This window comes from Rhizobium sp. SEMIA 4085 (assembly GCF_013004495.1).
In the GTDB taxonomy this organism is placed as follows: domain Bacteria; phylum Pseudomonadota; class Alphaproteobacteria; order Rhizobiales; family Rhizobiaceae; genus Rhizobium; species Rhizobium gallicum.
This window is the reverse complement of sequence record NZ_JABEPH010000020.1, coordinates 1-22716: the sequence shown is the minus strand read 5'-3', so window position 1 is coordinate 22716 and position 22716 is coordinate 1. Positions and strand designations below refer to the sequence as shown.

At 59.1% G+C, this 22716-nt stretch carries 13 protein-coding genes and 1 pseudogene; 7 read left to right on the top strand and 7 right to left on the bottom strand.

What is annotated here, in order from left to right:
* Positions 1-251 precede the first annotated feature (251 nt).
* From C9413_RS03965 to glgB, 5 genes are all read left to right on the top strand, one after another.
* Positions 252-1646, top strand: coding sequence for a PLP-dependent aminotransferase family protein (locus tag C9413_RS03965; RefSeq protein WP_133938334.1), 1395 nt, complete (start codon positions 252-254; stop codon positions 1644-1646).
* Positions 1639-2964, top strand: coding sequence for an FAD-dependent oxidoreductase (locus C9413_RS03960; RefSeq protein WP_170250202.1), 1326 nt, complete (start codon positions 1639-1641; stop codon positions 2962-2964). The genes C9413_RS03965 and C9413_RS03960 overlap by 8 nt, the downstream gene beginning before the upstream one ends.
* A gap of 333 nt (positions 2965-3297) precedes the next feature.
* Positions 3298-6543 carry a maltotransferase domain-containing protein gene (locus C9413_RS03955; protein WP_040115051.1) on the top strand — a complete coding sequence of 1082 codons (3246 nt, stop codon included), beginning with the start codon at positions 3298-3300 and terminating at the stop codon, positions 6541-6543.
* 15 nt (positions 6544-6558) lie between these two features.
* Positions 6559-9876, top strand: coding sequence for a maltose alpha-D-glucosyltransferase (treS, locus tag C9413_RS03950; RefSeq protein WP_040115052.1), 3318 nt, complete (start codon positions 6559-6561; stop codon positions 9874-9876).
* Complete coding sequence (glgB, locus tag C9413_RS03945; RefSeq protein WP_040115053.1) at positions 9873-12080, top strand: 1,4-alpha-glucan branching protein GlgB; 2208 nt, start codon at positions 9873-9875, stop codon at positions 12078-12080. The genes treS and glgB overlap by 4 nt, the downstream gene beginning before the upstream one ends.
* Before the next feature lie 178 nt (positions 12081-12258).
* Here the strand turns inward: glgB and C9413_RS03940 are convergent, their stop codons facing one another.
* Positions 12259-14238, bottom strand: a complete 1980-nt coding sequence (locus tag C9413_RS03940) for an EAL domain-containing protein (RefSeq protein ID WP_052451771.1) — start codon at positions 14236-14238, stop codon at positions 12259-12261.
* A 471-nt stretch (positions 14239-14709) separates the two neighbouring features.
* Here C9413_RS03940 and C9413_RS03935 point away from each other — a divergent pair, with 471 nt between their 5' ends.
* Positions 14710-14913: a helix-turn-helix domain-containing protein gene (locus tag C9413_RS03935; protein ID WP_022716742.1), complete on the top strand. Its 204-nt coding sequence runs from the start codon at positions 14710-14712 to the stop codon at positions 14911-14913.
* Positions 14914-15136: 223 nt separating this feature from the next.
* Here the strand turns inward: C9413_RS03935 and C9413_RS34145 are convergent, their stop codons facing one another.
* Positions 15137-15268: a hypothetical protein gene (locus C9413_RS34145; protein WP_267285128.1), complete on the bottom strand. Its 132-nt coding sequence runs from the start codon at positions 15266-15268 to the stop codon at positions 15137-15139.
* On the opposite strand from C9413_RS34145, the gene C9413_RS03930 reads away from it, so the two are divergent.
* A complete protein-coding gene (locus tag C9413_RS03930) occupies positions 15215-16186 on the top strand; it encodes an ROK family transcriptional regulator (RefSeq protein WP_223844148.1) in 972 nt (323 codons plus the stop codon). The two genes, C9413_RS34145 and C9413_RS03930, sit on opposite strands and share 54 nt — an antisense overlap.
* A 35-nt stretch (positions 16187-16221) precedes the next feature.
* Here the strand turns inward: C9413_RS03930 and C9413_RS03925 are convergent, their stop codons facing one another.
* From C9413_RS03925 to C9413_RS03905, 5 genes and pseudogenes are all read right to left on the bottom strand, one after another.
* The gene (locus C9413_RS03925) at positions 16222-17391 is read right to left on the bottom strand and encodes an ROK family transcriptional regulator (protein WP_223844149.1); all 1170 of its coding nucleotides are present in this window, start codon (positions 17389-17391) and stop codon (positions 16222-16224) included.
* A 152-nt stretch (positions 17392-17543) separates the two neighbouring features.
* The gene (locus tag C9413_RS03920) at positions 17544-20564 is read right to left on the bottom strand and encodes a glycoside hydrolase family 38 C-terminal domain-containing protein (protein ID WP_170250201.1); all 3021 of its coding nucleotides are present in this window, start codon (positions 20562-20564) and stop codon (positions 17544-17546) included.
* A gap of 28 nt (positions 20565-20592) precedes the next feature.
* On the bottom strand, positions 20593-21435 hold the full coding sequence (locus tag C9413_RS03915; RefSeq protein ID WP_040115057.1) for a carbohydrate ABC transporter permease: 843 nt from the start codon (positions 21433-21435) through the stop codon (positions 20593-20595).
* Positions 21432-22361: a sugar ABC transporter permease gene (locus C9413_RS03910; protein ID WP_223844150.1), complete on the bottom strand. Its 930-nt coding sequence runs from the start codon at positions 22359-22361 to the stop codon at positions 21432-21434. Before C9413_RS03910 ends, C9413_RS03915 begins: the two co-directional genes overlap by 4 nt.
* Positions 22362-22455: 94 nt before the next feature.
* Positions 22456-22716, bottom strand: a pseudogene (locus C9413_RS03905) (ABC transporter substrate-binding protein); the annotation flags it as partial.

Genomic DNA, 22716 nt, shown 5'->3' with positions numbered 1-22716 from the left:
GAAAATCCTCCGGTCACCGGTCGGGTTCTTTGCCTTTTGTCTCGGTGTGCGATTGATATTGTCTCGGTGTAGTCAGCCTTGTCAAGCGAGACAAATAATTTTGTATGGCGATCAATTGCCCCCTCGAAACTTATAGAAAAAAATGATACGGAGCAGATAGATAAGGGAAAGCAACGAGAACGAGTGCGTTTTCCGCTATACCAGCGGATCGGCATTCGAAAGCAGATGCGGAAATTTGTATGCCGAGAGAAATGCAGGAGAGCCACACAAAGAGCGGGGTGCTGAAGCGACCGACCCGCCGGCCCGCCTATCTCGAGCTTGCCGGCGAGATTGAGGCAAAGATCCGTTCAGGCGAGCTTTCGCCCGGAAGCCAGTTGCCGCCGCAACGGGATCTGGCAAAGGAGCGTTCGGTCAATGTCTCGACTGTCACCAAAGCCTATCGCGAGCTGCAGAACCTCAATCTTGTCGTGGGAAGTACGCGCCGCGGGACGATTGTGATGAGGGAAGTTGCGATGCCGCGCGTCGATCGCGCGACACCGCCCAGCGGCCTCATTGACCTTACCGTCAACCGTCCGGCCGTCGATGATTTCCAAAAACGCCTTGCCGAAACACTCCCCACGCTTGCGGCCGATTCGCGCTTCCAGGAAATGCAGGAGTACCAGCCGCCAGAAGGAGCTGCCTGGGCACGCGCCGCCGGCCGGCGCTGGATCGGGCTCAACGGCTTTGAACCGTCCGCCGCCGATATCGTCGTCACCAGCGGTGCCCAGCACGCCCTCCTGGCAGCCCTCAGCAGCCTGATCGAGCCTGGCGACGTGGTCGTCTCGGATCGGCTCACCTATTATGGCCTGAAGGCGCTTGCGCAGATGTTTCGCTTTCGCATCGTTGGCATCGGCAGCGATGATGAGGGCATGTCGGCAAGCGAGCTCGAGGATATCTGCCGTCGGGAAACTGTCCGGGCGGTGTTCGCCGTTCCTTCGATGCACAATCCGAGTGTCGTGACGATGAGCGAGGCGCGGCGCCGCGAATTGGTCGCCGTGGCCGAACGTCACGACGTGGTGATCATCGAGGACGACGTCTATGGACCGATGCTCGGTACCCGAGTTCCGACGCTCGCCACGCTTGCGCCGAAAAGGACCTACCATATTTCGGCCCTCTCAAAGGCCTTGGCGCCGGGCCTGCGCGTCGGCTATCTGACCTGCCCGCCGGGGCTTGCACAGGTGACTGCCGAAGCAGTGCGCACAACGGCCTGGATGCCAGCGCCGTTGCCGCTCCTCATCGCAAGCCGGTGGCTGGAGGATGGCACCGCCCAGGCCATTTTGAAGGCCCAGCTTTCCGAACTTCGAGCGCGCCACACGCTTGTTACCACTATTCTGGCGGGCCACTCCTTTGCAGCGGATCCCCGCTGCATGTTTGTCTGGCTGCGATTGCCAGCACCCTGGCGGGCGGAAGATTTCGCCGCCAACCTGCGTGCTCACGGCGTCGCGGTCATGCCGGCTGCCGCCTTTGCCTGTGATCGGCAGCCGGTCGAGCATGCCGTCCGTGTCAACATTGGATGTGCCGCCTCGCGCGAAGAATTGACGACGGCGCTGCGGATCATCGCTTCGATACTCGCCGACCGTCCCCGGGCGTTGATCGGCCATGTCTGAGCAATCGGGCGTGGCAAATCTGGAAATCGCGCCGCTGCCGGAGACGGAGCGGCGACATGTTCTCGTGATCGGTGCCGGTTTGGTGGGCCTTGCTTCGGCGCTCTGGCTGCAAAAGGCAGGGCATCGCGTCACCGTCATTGACCGCGAGCCACCGCTCGCCGGCGCATCCTACAAGCAAGCCTGTTCATACGGGAATGCTTGCACGATCGCGCCTCACAGCGTCATGCCCGTCGCAACGCCCGGCATTGCATGGCGGGTGCCAGGGATGCTTGCAAACCCGCTTGGCCCACTTGCAATCGTCTGGCGCTACCTGCCGCACCTGGCACCTTGGTTGCGTGCGTTTGTGGCATCGAGCAGCAAGGATGAAGTCGAACGGATCGCCACAGTGCTCTCCGGCCTTCTTATGCAGGCCGATGCCGGCTGGCGGCCGCTTGTCCACGAAGCCGGCGCAAAGGCGCTAGAGCGGCGCCATGGATGTCTTTATCTCTATAAGACAGAGGCGCAGTTTCAGGCGGCTGAGCCTGAAATGCTCTTCCGCGAGCGTCACGGTGTTGCCCTGGAGCGGCTGGATCCCGCGGCAATCCGCGATCTCGAACCCAACCTTGCACCATTATATTGTCGCGGCGTCTTGTTCCGCGATGCCTATACGTTTTCGAGCCCGAAGCTGCTGGCCTTCGCGCTTGCCGTGGTCATCGGCGAGCGCGGCGGCACGTTTGTCGACGGCGACGCCAGCGGGCTGGAGATGACAGAAGCAGGCGTCCGTCTCCGCGCCGGTGATGAAAAACTCGCTGCCGATCACGCCGTGGTGGCGGCAGGTGCGTGGTCAGGCACGCTTGCGAGCCAGATCGGCGACAGGGTCCTGATCGACACTGAAAGAGGCTATCATGTGCTCTTCCCGTCGGCCGGCTGTCTCTTGATGCGCCCCGTCTGTTATCCGGAACACGGATTCTACATGACGCCGATGGCAGATGGCCTGCGCGCTGCCGGCACGGTGGAACTCGGCGGCCTCTCCGCCCCGTCCAATGCCGGCCGCACGGCCATGATCCGCAGGGGCGTCGAAGCGCTTTTGCCTGGCGCGGGAGAGGGCACCTCAGAATGGCTTGGCTTTCGTCCATCGATGCCGGATTCGCTGCCGGTCATCGGCAACTCGCCGACATCACCGAACGTGACCTACGCCTTTGGGCACGGCCATCTCGGGTTGACGCTGGCTGGCATCACGGGGCGGCTCGTGGCAGATCTCGTCTCAAAGCGGAAACCGTCGATCGATCTGACACCTTTCCGTTCCCAGCGCTTTAGCCATTTCGGCGCAAGTCGATGACAGGCGGCTGCGCTCAGGACTGGAAATCGGGGCGCTTAGGTATACTTCCATGATCTTGCCTAAACGGATGCGTGGCTGATCGGCGCGGCCCCGGACGGCGCTGTCTTATACGCGCTGCGATGGCGGCAGTATCGACTACAAAAAGCGGCTTCCCGGACCCTCTAGGACAGGCGGCCACAGCGGGCACCACAATCGCCAGATCGTTCATCCGGTCAGCGAGCTCCGGTGCCCAACCCGGTGTCGTGTCCGGAAATGATGGTCGATTGCGCCAACAAAAAAAAGGAACAAGCACGGCGGCCTTGCAGTTAATGCTGAAAAGGTTAGGGACTCACGATGAACACCCGCCCGCAATTCGTGTCGCGAAGCTCGCAACTTCCGCCGCAGATCTACTACGTGCATCCCCTGATGTTGAAGGGTTTGGCGGCGTGGAGCGAGGTCTTTGCGCATGCGAGAGACCTTGGTTTTGACACGGTCCTGACGGCTCCACTTTTCGAACGCCGTCCTAACAGCAGTGTCTTTGTCACGAAAGGCTTCGATCGCCTCGATCCGGCATTGGGGCTTGGCAGTTCTGTCACCGAGGCCGTCGGAGCCTTGGTCCAGGCCGCAACAGACAACAAGCTCAAGATCATGCTCGACCTGGCCATTGATCGGGTGGCGGTCGACGAGGCTTCAGGTTCAACCGTCGCCGATCCGCGCGTGCCGCCGCACAAAGCCGGTAGCCGGCGCATCGATCTGACACGCGATCCTGGCTATCTCGACGACTGGCTCGCTCGGATGAGGCTGCTTACCGACCTCGGAATTGCAGGCTTTCGCTGCCTCGGCATCGCAAGCCTGTCGCCGGAAGCCTGGTCCAACATCATCCTGTCGACCCGCAAGTCTGCGCCTGAAACAACCTTTCTTGCCTGGACGCCGGGCAGCGACTTCGAAGTCCGCAAAGCCCTGCAGGGTACCGGTTTTGATGGCAGCTTCTCCTCGCTGGCATGGTGGGACCTCGAGGAACGTTGGATCATGGAGGAATACCAGATCCAGCGGCAGATCGGTTATCAGATCACCTTTCCGGAACCGCCGTTCGGCAAGCGCGTCGCCCACGGCACCGACAGCTGGGAGGTCTTACAGCGCAAGGCCGTCCGAGCATTGCGGTTGTCTTCCACATTTGCCAGCGGCCTGATGATCCCCATGGGCTTCGAGTATGGTGCTGCCGCACCGCTTGATTCGATGCACGGGGACGGGACCGGCCTGCGCGGCCTTCGCGAACGGGGCGCCTTCGACCTTTCCGGCGATATCCGCGCCGTCAACGCCTGGACGAACAAGACGGCTGCCGGCTTCGCGCGTCGGCCGCTCAAGCTCATCTCAACCAGCCAAACGCCGGCCGTTGCACTGATGCAGACGGATCAGGAGGATATGCCAAGCTCACAGAAAGTGCGTATCGTCGTCCTCAATCGTGACCTGCGGCGCAGCGTCGGCGCTCCGTTCAACCTAGTGCGGGAGGCCGCGTCCTCATTCCTGCCGCTGAGCAACCCGCAGGCCGACGATGAGATCCTTGACGCCCAACTGAAGTTGAAACCGGGTGAGCTTCGCGTCTTCGAGGGATTGTCGTCCGTTCCCATCATTGAGGCATTTGCTGTCCCCGCCGCCAGCGAGGCCGCGGCGTCTGCAAGATTGGCAATCGAAAAAATCACGCCGGCGGTCGACGAGGGCCGTTTCGTGGTCAAACGCGTTGTCGGCGAAACGATAAAGGTTGAAGCCGATATTTTTGGAGATGGCCACGACCCTCTGTCGGCGGCGCTTCTTTGGCGCCCGGCCGACCAGAGCGGGTGGAACGAAGTCCGCATGGAGCTCGTCGAAAATGACCGCTGGCGTGCGGAATTCGTGACAAAGCGCCTTGGGCGGCACGAGTTCGTCGTGGAAGCATGGCGCAACCCATTCCAGATCTACCGCTATGAACTGGTCAAGAAGCACGAGGCACGTCTCGATCTCAGGCTGGAAATCCAGGAGGGCATCAACCTCGTGCTGGACGCGCTCGATCACGCCGACGGCCAGATCAAGAGCCGACTGAAAGCCTTGTTCGACGAACTGACGGACACGCAGGATGCACGGCGCACCGAAATCCTGCTCGCCACAGAAACCGCCGAGCTGATGGCCGCGGCAGATAGGCGTCCTTACCGGCTCCGATCTCAAGTCATCCCGCTCGATGCCGAGCGTTCGGCTGCCGCCTTCGCAAGCTGGTACCAGATATTCCCGCGCTCCCAGAGCGGCGATGCGGTCCGACACGGCACATTCGATGATGTTATCAAGCGGTTGCCGGCCATTCGTGCAATGGGCTTCGACGTGCTCTACTTTCCGCCTGTTCACCCCATCGGTACAACAAATCGCAAGGGTAAGAACAACAGCCTGCGTGCAGAACCAGGCGATCCCGGCAGTCCCTACGCGATTGGCTCGCAGGCGGGCGGCCATGACGCAATTCACCCCGAACTCGGCAGCTTCGAGGACTTCCGGCGGTTGGTCGATGCCGCCAGGCACGAGGGCCTGGAGATAGCCCTTGACCTTGCAATTCAAGCTTCCCCCGATCATCCGTGGCTGAAACAGCACCCGGGCTGGTTCGACTGGCGACCGGACGGGACCATACGTTATGCGGAAAATCCTCCCAAGAAATACGAGGACATCGTCAATGTCGACTTCTACGCCGGTGAGGCAGTCCCGTCATTGTGGATTGCGCTGCGCGACATTGTTCAAAAGTGGGTCGACAACGGCGTGAAGCTGTTCCGGGTCGATAATCCGCATACCAAGCCCTTCCCGTTCTGGGAGTGGCTGATTGCTGATATCCGATCCCGGCACCCGGAGGTCGTATTCCTCTCGGAAGCCTTCACGAAACCCAAGGTGATGTACCGGCTCGCCAAGGTCGGCTTCTCGCAGTCCTACACCTATTTCACCTGGCGCAACGCCAAGTGGGAATTGGAACAGTACATGCGTGAGATAACGACGGAAGAACCCAAGGAATTCTTCCGTCCGCACTTCTTCGTCAATACGCACGACATCAACCCTGACTTTCTGCAAAATGCGCCTCGTCCGGCTTATCTCATCCGTGCGGCGCTCGCAGCGACACTGTCGGGACTATGGGGTGTCTATAACGGTTTTGAACTTTGCGAGGGTCGCCCGGACGCCAAGCGCAAGGAATATGCCGACTCAGAAAAATACGAGATTCGGGTGTGGGACTACGATCGACCGGGCAACATCAAGTCCGAAATCACGATGCTCAACCGCATCCGCAAGGAAAACCCGGCTCTGCATTCCCACCATGGCCTGCAGCTTCTCACAGCCTGGAACGACAACATCATGTTCTACGAAAAGGTGAGCCCCGGGCGCGAGAACGCCCTGCTGATCGCCGTCAATCTCGATCCGCATAATGCCCACGAGGCAGATGTGGAAATTCCGCTCTGGTCATGGAACCTCCCGGACCATGCCGCACTCGATCTCGAAGATCTGATCGACGGGCACAAATTCACCTGGACCGGCAAGGTTCAGCGCCTTCGGCTCGATCCGCACGCCGGGCTGCCGTTTTCGATCTGGCGTGTGAGATAAGGGAGAAAAAGCAAAATGGATGTTGCAACTACAAGCCGCAGTCAGGCGCAGACCGAGACGCACTCAAGCACGCAAGATTCCGATCCGCTCTGGTACAAGGACGCGGTTATTTACCAGCTTCACATCAAGTCGTTTTTCGACGCCAATGGAGACGGCATCGGCGACTTCGAGGGGCTGCATGAGAAGCTCGATCACATCGCTTCGCTCGGTGCCAATGTCATATGGCTTTTACCGTTCTTCCCGTCCCCGCGCCGCGACGATGGATACGATATCGCCGACTACACCAATGTCAGTTCTGATTACGGCACCATGGAGGAGTTCGAGGCCTTCGTGGAAGCCGCACATCAACGTGGGCTGCGAGTCGTTATCGAGCTTGTCATCAACCACACCTCCGATCAGCATCCGTGGTTCCAGCGGGCGCGCCATGCGCCTCCCGACTCGCCAGAGCGCGACTTCTACGTCTGGTCGGACACGGATCAGAAATTCCCGGAAACCCGGATCATCTTTCTTGACACTGAAAAGTCCAACTGGACCTGGGATCCTGTCGCCGGCGCCTATTATTGGCACCGGTTCTATTCCCACCAGCCGGACCTCAATTTCGATAATCCGATCGTGCTGAAAGAGCTTCTAAGCGTGATGCGCTTGTGGCTGGAAACCGGAATCGATGGTTTCCGACTGGACGCAATCCCCTATCTGGTCGAGCGCGAGGGGACAATCAACGAGAATCTGCCAGAGACGCATGGAATCCTGAAGAAGATCCGTGCAGCACTCGATTCCACTCACCCTGGCAAAATGCTGCTTGCCGAGGCCAATCAATGGCCAGAGGATACCCGCGATTATTTCGGCAACGGCGATGAATGCCACATGGCATTCCACTTCCCCCTGATGCCGCGCATGTATATGGCAATTGCCAAGGAAGATCGGTTTCCGATCACTGATATTATGCGTCAGACGCCCGAAATTCCGGAGAGTTGCCAATGGGCGATCTTCCTGAGAAATCATGACGAGCTGACACTCGAGATGGTCACCGACGACGAACGGGACTATCTTTGGAATATCTACGCCGCCGATCGGCGCGCGCGCATCAACCTCGGAATCAGGCGACGTCTTGCGCCGCTGATGGAGCGCGACCGCCGCCGCGTCGAGCTGATGAACGCGCTTCTGCTTTCGATGCCCGGTACTCCCGTGATTTACTACGGCGACGAGATAGGCATGGGCGACAATATCTATCTAGGCGACCGCGATGGCGTGCGAACGCCGATGCAATGGTCCCCGGACCGCAATGGCGGTTTCTCCAAGGCAAACCCCGCGCGCCTCGTTCTGCCGCCCATCATGGATCCGCTTTACGGCTACGAAGCGGTTAATGTTGAAGCACAGGGGGCCGATGCCCATTCGTTGCTCAACTGGACACGGCATATGCTGGCCTTGCGCAACAAACATACTGCATTTGGGCGCGGTTCCTTGCGGTTCCTGTCGCCCGGCAACAGGAAAATCCTTGCTTATCTTAGGGAATACCAAGGCGAAACGATCCTTTGCGTCGCCAACCTGTCGCGCCTGCCGCAAGCCGTCGAGCTGGATCTTGCCAATTTTGCCGGTTACATCCCGATTGAGCTGACGGGCATGTCTCCTTTCCCGCCGATCGGTCAACTCACTTATCTGCTCACGCTGCCCCCTTATGGTTTCTTTTGGTTCCAGCTCAGCCAGGAGACTGATGGCCCCGCATGGCGCGCCGAGCCTCCCGAGCAGATGCAGGACATGGTGACCATGGTCGTGCGTCGCGACCTGCAGGAACTGCTCGATGAGCCCCGGCTTTCAGGTACGCTTTCGAGCGAGGTGCTGCCGGCCTATCTCGGCAAGCGGCGCTGGTTCGCTGCCAAGGGCGAGAGGTTAAGGCGTGCGTCCCTGATTTCCGCCATGCCGTTTCCATTCGCCGGCAACATCTTGTTTGCAGAACTGGAAGCGGAGCTGGAAGCTCGCAATGAGACATACCTGCTGCCGCTTGCCGTATCGTGGGATGACAGCCAGCCCAGTGCGCTTGCCCAGCAGCTTGCCCTTGCCCGTCTCCGTCAGGGCCGTCGCGTCGGCTTCCTGACTGACGGATTTGCGATGGAAGGTCTTGCACGCGGCGTCATACGGGGCCTCTGTGACCGTGCCGTCATTGCCGGTCGCGCTGGCAAGCTCGAGTTTGTAGGGACTGCCCAGCTCGACTGCATGAGCGTCGATGATGACATACAAGTGCACTGGCTCTCTGCCGAGCAATCCAACAGCTCGCTGATCGTCGGCGATATGGCGATGGTAAAACTCATCCGCCATATATTCCCCGGTGTCCATCCGGAAGTGGAGATGACGCGCCGGCTGACAAGCGTCGGATATGCCAATACCGCGCACCTGCTCGGCGAAGTCGTTCATATCACACCCGATGGCAGCCGATTCACGCTGATTATCGTTCAAAGAGCCATTCGCAATCAGGGCGATGCGTGGAACTGGATGCTGGCCAATCTGCGTCGCTCGACCGACGAGGTCGTGGTGACCGGCGTCGACGGCAAGACGGCCGACGAGCATTTCAAGCCGCTCGTCGAGTTCGCTGCGACCGTTGGCAAACGGCTCGGCGAGTTGCATGCGGCCTTGGCGCGGCCAACCGAAGACGAAGCCTTCAAGCCCGTCCGCATCACCGATGAGGACGCCGTTCGCTGGGCAAACGCTGTAAGGGAGCAAATTCGCGGCAGCCTCGACATGCTTAAGGCAAACGGCGACAGTCTTGCGCCGGCGCTGGCGCAACAGATCGCCTTTCTCGTCCAGCAGCGCGAGGATCTCTTGAATGCTGTTGACGATCTCGCCAGGGCTGCGGTCGGCACGCTGATGATCCGAAATCACGGCGATTTCCACCTCGGCCAGGTCCTGGTTGCGGAGGGGGATGCCTACATCATCGATTTTGAGGGCGAGCCCGCACGCGATCTTGCCGAACGCCGCGCAAAGACCAATCCCCTGCGAGATGTCGCGGGCCTCTTGAGGTCGTTCAACTATTTGGCGGCATCCGCCGATCTTGACCTGGAGCGGGTAAGCGAAGTGGAAGACCAAAGACACAGCGCACTCGTTAGGCGCTTCATCGACTTGGCCGAGCAGGCGTTCCTCGGTGCTTATTTCAAAGTGATTGAAGACGTGCGCGAACTCAACATTCCGACCAATTCGCGCAGTCGCATCCTCGATCTGTTCCTGCTCGAGAAAGCCGCTTACGAGATCACCTATGAAGCGCGCAACCGACCCAACTGGCTGGCGCTGCCGCTTGGCGGTTTCTCGGCCATCGCCTCGAGACTGCTGGAGAAAGTCGCATGAGATACGAGCGCACAGACTTGATGATCGGCACTGTCCAGGAGGGCCTTCAGGCTCTCGTCGAAGGCCGCCACGGTGCCCCATTCTCGATCCTCGGACGCCATCAGTATGGCGATTTCACCGTCGTAAGAGCCTTGTTGCCCGGGGCATCATCAGTCGACGTGGTCGAGGCTGACACCGGCCGCGTGCTGACGAGACTGGAGACGATTCACGAAGGTGGCCTGTTTGCCGGGGCAATCGGCAGCACGACGAATTACCTCTTTCGCATCAACTGGCCGGATTCCGTACAGGAGACGGAGGACCCTTATTCTTTTGGAATGCTGCTCGGTGAGCTTGACCTGCATCTAGTTTCTCAGGGCACCCACTATGATCTCGGCCGCACGCTCGGGGCCATTCCGATGGAGATCGATGGCATACAGGGCGTGCGATTTTGTCTGTGGGCACCCAATGCTCGTCGGGTTTCCGTGGTTGGCGACTTTAACAGTTGGGATGGTCGCCGGCATCCGATGCGACTGCGTCCTTCAGCCGGCGTATGGGAAATCTTCATCCCGCGCCTGACGCATGGAGAACGCTACAAGTTCGAACTCATTGATGCCAACGGCAATCTCCTGCCGCAAAAGGCCGACCCGGTCGCCCGTGCCAGCGAAGCTGCACCCTCTACAGCTTCGATCGTCGCGCCCTCAAAACCCTTCCGCTGGAGCGATGAAGACTGGATGCGTACTCACCGCGCCGAGCGCGCACTCGAAGGCGCAATTTCAGTTTACGAGGTGCATCTTGGCTCCTGGCTTCGGATTGCCGAGGAGGCAAACCGGCCCCTCGACTGGGTCGAATTCAGCCAGAGGCTGGTTCCCTATGTCCAAGATCTCGGCTTTACGCATATCGAACTGTTGCCGATCATGGAACATCCGTTCGGCGGCTCCTGGGGCTACCAGCCACTTGGCCTTTTCGCCCCGACCGGCCGTTACGGCCTTCCTGATGACTTCGCCTATTTTGTCGACCGCTGCCATGCTGCCGGCATTGGCGTCATTCTCGATTGGGTGCCGGCGCATTTTCCAACCGATGTATGGGGGCTTGCCCGCTTCGATGGCACCGCGCTTTACGAGCACGAAGACCCGCGCGAAGGCTTCCACAAGGACTGGAACACTCTGATCTACAATCTCGGGCGCAACGAGGTTAAAGGGTTTCTGATCGCCAGTGCCCTTGAATGGCTGGAGCACTATCACGTCGACGGTCTGCGCGTCGATGCGGTCGCCTCAATGCTTTACCGCGACTACAGCCGCAACGAGGGCGAATGGATCCCCAACGCATATGGCGGACGCGAGAATCTTGAAGCGGTGGAATTTTTCAAGCACCTGAATAGCATCATCCATCATCGGTGCCCGCATGCCTTTACAGCAGCCGAAGAGTCGACCGCCTGGCCAGGGGTCACGACGCGGCCCGAGGACGGTGGCCTCGGCTTTGATTTCAAGTGGAACATGGGCTGGATGCACGACACCCTGCATTACATGCAGGAAGATCCAGTCCACCGCAAATACCATCATGCGGCGATGACGTTCGGCATGATCTATGCCTATTCCGAACATTTCATGCTGCCGCTTTCCCATGACGAGGTTGTGCACGGCAAGGGTTCGCTTTTTGCAAAGATGCCCGGCGATCACTGGCAGCGGCTTGCTAACCTGCGCGCCTATTACGGCTTCATGTGGGGGCATCCAGGCAAGAAACTTATTTTCATGGGTTGCGAGCTTGCCCAGGAGAGTGAATGGAACCACGATGGTTCCGTTCATTGGGACCTGCTCGACGATCCCGCTCATGCAGGTATTCAGCGGCTGATCCGTGACCTCAACAGGCTTTATGCGCAAGAGCCGGCGATCCAGTTCAGCGACCTTCATGCCGCTGGCTTCGAATGGGCGGTCGCAGACGACGCGGAAAACTCCGTCTACGGCATGCTTCGCAGTTCGCCCGACCGCTCGTCGCTGATGCTGGTTATGTCCAATCTCACCCCTGTTCCGCGGTACGGTTACCGGGTCGGTGTGCCCACGGAGGGCCGCTGGCAGGCGGTACTCAATACCGACGCGGCGATCTACGGGGGGGCCAATCTTGGCCAGACTGAGGTCTGGGCCGAACGCCAGCCAAGTAACGGCAAGGAGTATTCCGTCCTTCTGACACTGCCGCCGCTCGCAACGGTCTTCCTAAGGCACAAGGATTAGCGCTCTTCCATCTGCGCTGGGGGTGGTGCCGGACGACCAGACGTCCGGCACCTGGTCATGCTTTCTGGGAATACTGCGGCGAGGCTGGATGATCAGCGCGATGGTCTGCGGCGCTTTTGTCAGACAAGCAGCGGCCAGACGCTTGGCTTCCGAAGGCTTCTCAGCGCGACTGGGAAGGCTAACCTTTGCGCAAGAGTTTCTCGACGTGACTGAAAGGCAGAGGTTTTCCGAAGAAATATCCTTGAATTTCGGTGCAGCCGTGCTCCCTCACTTGATCGAGCTGGTCAGTCGTTTCGACGCCTTCGGCAGTCGTCGTGATACCGAGGCTTGATCCCAGATCGACCACCGCCTTCACGATGGCGGCGCAATCCTTGGAATCTCCAAGTTCGCGGATGAATGATTGATCGATCTTGATCTTGTCAAACGGAAAAAGCCTCAGATAGCTCAAGGAGGAATATCCAGTACCGAAGTCATCCATCGCAATCCGCACTCCAAGTTTCTTGATGTGGTGCAGGGTTGCCAGGGCCGTCTCGCTGTCAGTGAGGAGGACGGATTCGGTGATCTCGAGTTCAAGCTGAAAAGCCGACAGACCTGAATCAGCAAGGGCAGAAATAACCGTATGGATAAGCGAGGGGCTTCTGAACTGGACTGGGGAAATGTTCACCGCAACCCTTACATGCCCTGGCCAGCTTGCGGCATCTTTGCACGCCTGGCGCAACACCCATTCCCCGAGTGGCACGATCAAGCCGGTTTCTTCCGCCAGCGCGATGAATTCGCCCGGTGAAACCAGGCCCCGCTCGGGATGGTGCCAACGCAAGAGCGCTTCGAAGCCGACAACCTCTTCGGTTCCTGCATTGACCTGCGGCTGATAGTAGATTTCGAACTGGCTGCCTGCGATGGCCTGCCGGAGGTCGACTTCGAGTTTGCGCCGCTTCTGCATGCCGGCATCCATTGCAGGCTCGAAGAAGCAATAGGTCCCTCTGCCATCCGTTTTCGCTTTGTAGAGAGCGGTGTCGGCATTCTTCAGCACACCATCTGCCGTGTCGCCGTCGTCAGGCGTTATCGCAATGCCGATGCTTACCCCGAGTTGAACAGGCTGCCCCTCGACGATAAACGTTTCGCCGATAGCATTGACAAGTCTTTGCGCAAGTGCAGCGGCGCGTTCCTTCGTTTGGACCTCCTCCTGAAAGACGATGAATTCGTCGCCGCCCAGCCGGGCAATGCTATCGCCCTCACCCAGGCATTTCTTCAGCCTGTCGGTTACTTCCTTCAGCAGGAGGTCGCCTGCGGCGTGCCCCAATGTATCGTTCGCATGTTTGAAGTGGTCCAGATCCATGCATAACAGCGCGCAGCGCTTGCGAAGGGCCAATTCCTTTTCAAGCTTCTCACGTAAAAGCGCGCGATTGGGCAGGCCAGTCAGCGGGTCGTGACCCGCCATGTGTTTGATCTGTTCTTCGGCACGCACGGATTCAGTGACGTCTTCATGGGTTGCGACGTAGCCGCCGTTTTCCATCGGGTTATGTGTGATCTTTATCACCCTGCCATCCATCAAGACGATATTCTCACTGGCGGCGGAACCCTTTAGCGCGGCTTCGACGACAACATCGAAATACGCCTCCCGCTGAACCGGCGCGTTTCCAGCTGTTTGCCGATAGTCGAGGATTTGCCAAAGAGGCGTTCCCGGCCGTGTCAACGTTTCGGGCAGGTCATACAAGCGACAATAGCCTGCGTTGCACAGTAACAGGTTCTTGTCAGCATCGAACATGCACAGTCCGTGCGGCATGTTTGCCAATGCCGCATCGAAGCGGCGGTTCTGATCGGCCATATCCTTTCTTATGCTGGCCAGCGCCGAAATGTCATCGCAGCTGACCAACCATCCGCCGTCGTCCACCGGCGTGGAGGTCAGCGAAACGATCCTCTCACCGATTGAAATCTCCTGATAGAACAAAGTCGAACATTTGAGGAGATGCGTGAGCCAGCTCTCTTGACTGTCATCGGATTGCTGCGTCCGGGCAAGAATCGGAATCTGAGCAGCCATCCTTGTCGCACTGACGCCGACTTCAATTGCCCCCTTGGGGGCGCGCAACAGTTTCCCAATCCGATCGTTGAAAATTACAACCCGTAAGTCTGCATCCAGCAGCGCGACACCCTGCTGCATAGTCTCCAGAATACGGAAGGAACTAAGCATAACCTACCTTTGCAACAAGCGAGATCAAACGCAACCTTAAAGTGCGCATGATGCAATCACAATGCCTTTTCTTTGAAATAACTCAACCAAGTCGTGTCGGCGGTCATCTTCGCGTGCAAACAAGCCGACACTTCGGCATGATTCCCGTCGTGCTTCGCTCCGCAAGTGCTTATATAAGGCCCCAGGTTCTGCCATTGAGAGAAACAGCGCGTTAGAGACTGACGGAGATGCTGCGGGCCTTCATGATTCGATGCCCGGTCTGAACGGAACAAAGGGGTGCAGTCGAGACCGCCCGCAATGCTCAGACCGCGTAGCGGTGTCGTATTGTTGCACAATGTGCACCGAGAATTCATGAAAACAGGTTCGTTCTGCCTCCGGCGAGCGCACGACGCACCTATATCTATTAGGAGCCACGCAATGCGTTAAGCGAAGAGGAAGAACTTGAACGAGATCCACATCACCAAGCGAGAGAGGGAAATCCTGACGCTCATGTGCGACGGAAAGAGCGCGCAGGAGATTGCGATCATCCTCGGGTGCTCGGTGCATACCGTGCGAACGCATATCGAAGCGCTGAAGGATACATTTGCAGTCTACAAGGATACAGCTCTGGTGGCCGCGGCGCTACGGACAGGCGTGATTGAATGATGAAAGTGTCACGCCGGTTCTGGAACGTGCACAGGCAAATGGCCAGCGCGCTGGGGCGGTTCGGCCGCTTCGGCTGCCGTTTGAGGGCGGCGCCATTCCTTCAGGTTTGCTCGTGGACGCATTTTCTCATTTTGATGCAGGCGAAGACCCGCTATTGCATTGTCGATCGTATCGGGAATGGCTTGATTTGAAAACAGGACGGCGGCTTTCGGTATCTGGCGCATCAAGGGGGCGGGATCGCAACGATGATCGTCCAGGCATCAGCCCAGTCGACATTGCAGATCACAATTCCCGCACGGCCATGGGGCTCCTGCGCCGCTTTGGGCCGCTCACCCGCCAGGAGCTTTCCAGGCATCTTGGGCTCACGGAGCCGGCTATAACAGGGATTATGCGCCGCCTAGCCGATGCTGGTCTGGTCAGCGGGAAAAAGCGTCCTACAACTGCGCACTACACGGCGCTCGAGTTCTCGTTGCGAGCCGACGCCGCATATTCCTTGGGAATCCGCCTCGGTGCGCATGGCGGTGAAGCTGTCGTCATGGATCTTGCCGGTAGGATCCTTCAACAGCGCGCCTTCACAAAACCCGAAGAAATCAAGGAGGCTGTTTTACACATCCGGCATGCCGCTGGCCTCTCTGGCAGACTGCTGGGATGCGGTATCGCTCTCTCGGCCGGGGCTCTCGATCGGAAAGTAATTGAGGATAGCCTTGAATTGGACGTTGGCCCGCTCTTTTTTCTGGATGATACCGAGGCGGCGGTCAATGCCGAGCGTATGTTGGGCATAGGCGACCGCGAAGGCGGTCTGGTGATCGTCATCGTCGACGAAACTGTGCGCGCCGGGCTTTTGATCGGCGGCCGGCCGTTTCGGGGTGTTCACGGATTGGCGGGCCAGATCGGCGACATGCGCTCGGGTGTTGATGGCGCGAGCCTGAACGAAGTCGCGACGTTGGCTTCGCTCAAAGAGTACCTGGCAGCCCACCCGGGCGAAACGGATGGCTGGGTGGCGATTGCTGCGCGCCATCTTCATGAGGCGGTCCTGGCGATTTCAGGATTTATCGCTCCGGGCGCCATCCTCATCGGTGGTGCTCTGCCCGACGATGTTTTCGAGGCAATCATTGCGCGCCTGTCGCGCGAACGGGACGACAAAATTCGCGATCTCGTGATCGCGCCTTGGATACCCTGCGTGCGGCGTGCGTCCTTTCCGTGGGCAGGGGTCGCCGTCGGCGCGGCATTACGGCCGTTTTCCGACACACTTTTGCCCGCTGAACGTCCATGATCTTTCGGGCGTGGCTTAACGCGCCCTGCCAACCGTCACGCAACCGTGACCGGGTCCTGGGACTGTCGGCTGCTGATTGGATTTCGAAACCGCTGACCCGGTTCGGCGGATGGCAACCCCAAACGATGGGCAAGCGGGATTGCGGCAGCACCGAGAGCCGCGGCATCTTCCGAGCCGGCCGCCCGGTGAACGGACGGCGCTCGTGCGCCAAGCCGAGTAATCTCCTCGTGGACGTAGACAAGCAGTTCATCAATGAGACGGACAGGAAAGCGGCCACCGATGAGAACGCCTTCCGGATCAACGATCATGCCGATATCGACAATTGCTTGGGCAAGCTTGATGCTGATCTTTCGCAGCCACCTGCTGACGCGGCCGCGACCCGCGTTGTCGAGGTTGAGAAGATCTCCCGGGGTTTTCGCTTTGATGCCGTTGCGCTCAAGATAGTCAAACAGGATAAACAGCGAGAACATTTCGCCCAGCGGCTGGGTGCTTCCCGCAAACGGGCCATCATCAAAGACGACCGGCAGCCAACCAATTTCTCCGCCGATTCCGCTGGCGCCCTTATGACGGACCCCATCAATGACGAGGCTGCCGCCGAGACAGGCATTGGCGAGGATGTAGAAGAAACTGCCGATTTCCGTGCCGAGACCATACTCGATTTCACCGAGTGCAGCAGCGTTGGCGTCATTGTCGATGAACACCGGATGATCGGAAATTGCCTCCAGCGCGCCGCGCACGTCATAGCCAACCCATTGCCGGTATTCTGATGGAAAGCCGACGACTTTAACCTCTCCGAGCCAGTCAGGAATAGCAAGGCCAATTCCCGCCAGACGAGCTTCTTCGATGACCCTGCGGCGTCGGAAAGAGGACAGCGCGTCTGCCATCAAGCCCGCGAAGTCGTCCGGTAGCAGAAAGCGCCTTTCGTGATGGATGCGTCCGCGCACTGTGCCGGCTGCATCCACAGCGACGATCGTCAGGTGATCGCGATCAATATTCGCGCCGACCGAAAACACCCCTTCGGGATCGATCTCCAGCTCGATGGCAGGTTGTCCGCGCAGGCCGTGCCTGCGGCGCGCCTCCATAACGAGACCTTCGTCGAGCAATCGATCCACGATGCGGGTGACGGCTTGTTTCGTCAGCCGCGATTGGTGGGCAAGCTCCGTGCGCGAGATCGGGGCGCCGCGATGAATTGCGGCGAGAATCATGGCCCGATTGGCCGCCGCAGCCTGCTCCGTATTCGAGCCCGACAGTATCAATCCGGTATCCCTTCGCCGTGACCTAATCTCAACGCAAACTAGGCGATTATAGTGGATGCGAAAAGCACCCCAAGAGCGCTGTTGCATCGAGGCGTATCGCATCAAGTCCTGGCTATTCGCCAGCTCTTGACCTCAAAGGGGCGCAAACCGGCAATCGGCACCTCCATCGGCTCTTCGAGGATACTGACGACGCCCATGTTCTGCCACCGCGGCGGAAGGCGTAACTCAAAGTTCCCGCGCCGCCCGGCAGGCTCGTACACGCGCACGATGAGGCCATCGCCGTCCTCCGAGGGCTTGACGGCGGAAAGTGCCGCATCAATCCCGACGGCGGCAAGCGGCTGCCATCTGCCCGGTGCGCGATCTGTGGCGGCAACGGCCAACAGCGGTTGGTTTAGATCTTCGGCCTCCTCCCTCACACCCCCTTCGTACCAAGTACCCTCATGTGGCATCAGTGAATAGGTAAAAGTCTGGATGCCTTCGTCGGCAAGCGGATCGGGATAGACTGGCGCGCGCAGGAGGGAGAGGCCCAGGACATTGCCGCGCACGCTGTGGCCATACTTTGCGTCATTGAGGATGGCAACGCCAAAACCAGGCTCCGAAAGATCGGCAAAGCGATGGGCAGGTGCTTCGAACATCGCAGCGTCCCAGGACGTGTTGGAATGGGTCGGACGTTCCACGACCCCGTAGGCGCATTCGCAGGTCGCCCTCGCGTGACGCACGGCAGCGCCCGTGAGCGTGCGAAGGAAGACACGTCGGTCATGCCAGTCAAGTTCTGTCTGTATGTCCAGCCGCCGCGCGTTGGCACCAAGCGACAGAACCTGCGTGATGCGCGAGTGGCGCCAGGTTCGAACGATCTTGATCGCCGCCCGATGCGGCCCGTTCTCAATCAGGTCAAGGCTGTCGAGATGAGTGATCTCTTCGCCACGAGCGGCGTAGTCTTCTTCGACATCCCAGGCGTCCCAATTGCGCGGCTTGTCGGCAGGATAGACGTAAAGGCGATTGCCGAAGCCCTCAAGCGCCTCGCGGCCTGTTGGCTTGTGCAAAATGCTGGCGATCGAGCCGTCGTTGGCAAGCCTCACTTTCAAGACAGCGTTTTCCAGATAGTCGCGCCCTGCCGAAAGGCCGGTCTTTGGCTGGAGTGCTTCGGTCGCCAGAACAGCAATCCCAAGCGGCGCGATCTTTCCCTCGGCCGAGATTGTGCTGCCGTCTGATAGCGTCAAGCGGATGGGACGCTCAGACAGCGACGGATTGACCACCAGAACATTGTTGCCTTCTCCAACCGGCAGTTGCGCGGCTATCGATTTCATCGCCGCCATTTGAGTTGAGCGCGCCTCTGCCACGACTGCGTCGAGTTCGTTGGCGGCATCGACATAGACCTCGGCAATCGAGGAGCCGGGCAGGATGTCATGAAACTCGTTCTTTAAGACGACACGCCATGGTCGTTCCATTGATGCCGGCAGCTCGCCCCCCAGAAGATAAGCAAGGCCGGCCAGCGTCTCGGCGGTAACCAGACTGCGCTCTGCTTTTCGGTGCAGCCGCTTAACGGCGCTCTGACTGGTGAGCGTTGCGCGATGCAGTTCGAGATAGATTTCGCCCTGCCAGACTGTCAGGTCCTTCCTGGCTGCGGTGTCATGCGCATCCTTGAAGAAGTCGTGGACCCTTGTCCAGCGTGCTTGCGGCAAAGCCGGGAAAAAGCGCAGTTGCTCTTCCCGCATAATCATTTCCGGCGTCACGCCGCCGCCGCCATCGCCATAGCCCACGGCAAGCAGCGTGGCTTGGTGCTTGTCCTTCTGGCGGAAGGTCTTCCAGGTCGGAACGAAACAATCCGGGCGCACGAAGCCATTGTAGCCCTGCATCGGATTGTCGAATGTGTGGGCAAGGACCCTGCTGCCATCGAGCCCTTCCCACCAGAAGAGGTCGGCCGGGAATTGATTGGTTTCCGACCAGTTGACCTTGATCGTGAAGAAGCTGTTCATGCCGCCTTGACGCAGGAGCTGGGGCAGGGCGCCGGAAAAGCCGAAGCAATCGGGAAGCCAGCAGACGGTATGGCGAACCCCGAAGGTCTTTTCGAAATAGCGCTGGCCATAAAGGATCTGCCTGCTGAGGCTCTCGCCGGTCGGCATGTTGGTGTCGGGTTCGACCCACATGCCACCAAGCGTCTCCCATTGGCCTGCCTTTGCCCGTTCGATGATGCGCGCCAGCAAGCCTGGATCGTCTTCGGCAATCTGCGCATAGTAGTGGGCTGTGGACTGATTAAAGCGGAAATCGGACGATTGCTCCATGAGCGACAACGCCGTGTGGAATGTACGGCGCATCTTCCGCCGGGTTTCGCTGTAAGGCCAAAGCCATGCAAGATCGATATGCGCATGTCCGGTCAGTGCGATTGCGCCTTGCGGCGGAAAACGCTCGCGCAGTTGCTTGAGCTGTCCAACAAGTGTTTCGTAGGCTTCGAGCACACTGGCCCGCTGGCTCTGATTAAGACCTTCAGGTGAAATCTCAACTGGCGGCAACTGCCAGATCTTCCGCTGGACCGGCGAGGACGCCGTACGCGCGACATAGGCGGCGGTGGCCGATGGCCAGTCGAGGCCGCGCATGGCGTGTTCGCCGACATCCAGGAGATGCGGAATGACCTCGTGGCCGTCGAGGATTTCGGCCGCCTCGGTGATCTGCCGCAAGAGCAGCCAGAGCCTGTCAACGGCAGTGTCCAGCCAGATGACTGCACCATGTTCCAACCTCGGGTGCCGCACGGGTTCGCCAAAGGGCAGGCGCGCGACGGTTTCGGAAGAGATGCGGATGCTGCGCGAAGGGACAAGGAATTCCCGGTGATAGGGATCAAGGCCGAGTCGTGTCTCATTGCCCGTCTCGTCGGCGATCGTGATCAGACTTTCGCCGCCAAGGTCAAGCACGAGCCGAGCGTCGTCAAGGGGCCAATGGCCGGGCAAGGTGATCGCGCCGGAAAAGCGCACTGTGCCGTTTTTGCGTGGCCATGAATCGCCGATTGCAATCGGCTCTCCTTCAAAGGTCCAGCCGTCTATCTCAATAGTTTCGCGTGAACGCCAGTATTCCAGCTCTGCGATACGGACGCGAATGCGGTCGAGGCGTTGGGTCAGAGTAAGCGTCATGATGAGATCCTGAGATGTGAATGCAATGTCAGCCCTTGACGGCGCCCTCCGTCATGGCGCCGAGGATGAGCCGCTGGAGGGCGAGAAAGGCAATAATGGCTGGAACGACCGATACAAGGCAGGCCGCCGCGAGCAACTGGAGGGAGGAGTCGTTTTGTGTTCCGGCATACTGGAAAATCCCCACCCCAATGGGCATGAGAGATTCCTTGCTGATGAGAAGAAATGGGACGAGAAACTGCGACCAGCCGGCGATGACCGAGATGATGAAGGCTGAGGCGATGCCTGGTGCCGACAAGGGAAGGATGATGCGCCAAAAGACGCTAAAATGACCGCAGCCGTCAATGACGGCAGCTTCGTCGAGGCTTTTCGGAATGCCGTCGATTGAGCCCTTCAATATCCATGTCACCATTGGTACCGCGAGGGCAATATAGACCATTGTTGCACCGAAATGGCTGTCGGTAAGGTGAAGTGCTGCCATGTAGCGGTAGAGCGGCACCATGATAACAAGCGGTGAAATCATCTGAAAGGCGAGCAGGATCATCATCCAGGCTCCCTTGCCGCGAAACGGAAATCGGGAGAAGGCATAAGCTGCAGGCAGCGCCACGATCAGGCAGCCGATTGCGCTGCACGAGGACAGGATCAACGCATTCCAAAGATATCCTGCGAACTTGTCGGAGGATAAGATGGCGCCGAAATTTTCCAAAGTTGGCGCTTTGGGGATGAGACGGCTCACGCCCAGAAAGATTTCCTTGCGCGTTCTGAGCGCAAGCGACAGCAGCCAAAGCAACGGCCAGGCGAAGAATAGAAACGTTATGGCAAGGAACAGATAGCTTAGCGCATCGCCAATGCGATCTTGTCTGAGAGGCCTCAAGTCGGTTCTCCTTTTGGCAGAAAACGGGCATAGATGAGTGCAAGGCCAAGACTGATTGTAAGCATCAGGATCGACAAGACCGCGCCGGCTGCAAGGTCGTAATTTCGGAACACGACGTTGAAGGTGTATAGCGAGAGAACCTCGGTCGCGCGGCCGGGGCCGCCGCCGGTGAGCGAAATGATTGCGTCAAACGTGTTCAGGGTTTGGATCGTGATGAGGATCATGTTGACGAGGATAGCGGTCCGCAGCTGAGGTAGAGTGATATAGATCAGCCGTTGCCACGGATTTGCGCCGTCGACTTCGGCAGCCTCGTAAAGAACAGGATCGATGGCCTTGCTCGCCGCATACATCACAACCATCGAGAACGCCGTGCCTCGCCAGACATTGGAAATTACGACCGACCACATGACCATGTGCGGATCCGACAACCACTGCACAGCCGGAACGCCGATCAGGCGCAAGAGACTGTTCAATCCGCCAAACGGCGCTTCGTTGAAAAGCATTTTCCAGATGATGCCGCCGGCAATGCCCGGAACAACCCAGGCGACAAGGGCTGTTGTTCGCACGATCGTCGAGCCGAAGAGCCGGCGCTTTTCGCTGTGCAAGACAATCAAGGCGATGAAAAGCCCGAAGAATTGCTGCACAACGACGCTCGACGCGGTGAAGACGAATGTCACCCACAGGATTTGCAAGAGCTCGGGCTTTGACAATGTGGTGACGATCGTCTGCAGCGTGTATTCTTCGTCCGTGCCAAGCAGCGAGACGTTGGTGAACGCAAAGCGAAAGACGTCAATCAAGGGGTAAAGATAAAAGGCGCCAAGGACAAGAATGAGCGGCATAAGCCAAGGCAGCGGGGAGGGACTATGGCGTCCGGCGGCTTTCCTGCCGATCCTTTGGGGGCCTGTGGCGGCAATGCTTGCATCCATCATCGGTCCGATCCGGCCGTTTCATCGTTAGGCAGCGGTTGCACGGGCTTCCTGGCGGCACGAGGTCGTTCCGACCCGCGCCGCCAGGTGGTGTTCAACTGCGTTTGAAGGCGCTAAGCGAAGCGCCGAATGCCTCGTCCACGGCGGCCTCAGTCGGCTGGACGCCGGTCAGGACCTTGCCCATCATGATCTGAATCTGATTTGAGATTTCAGGATAGACGGGTGCGCCGGGCCTTGCCTGCCCGAACTTCAGCGCTGCCGCAAAGGTCTTGTTGGCGTCTGAGGAAAACACCTCGTATTTGTCATAGAGATCGGCGCGGGTCGGAAGCTGCTCCTGCAGCGCATTGGCAGGTCC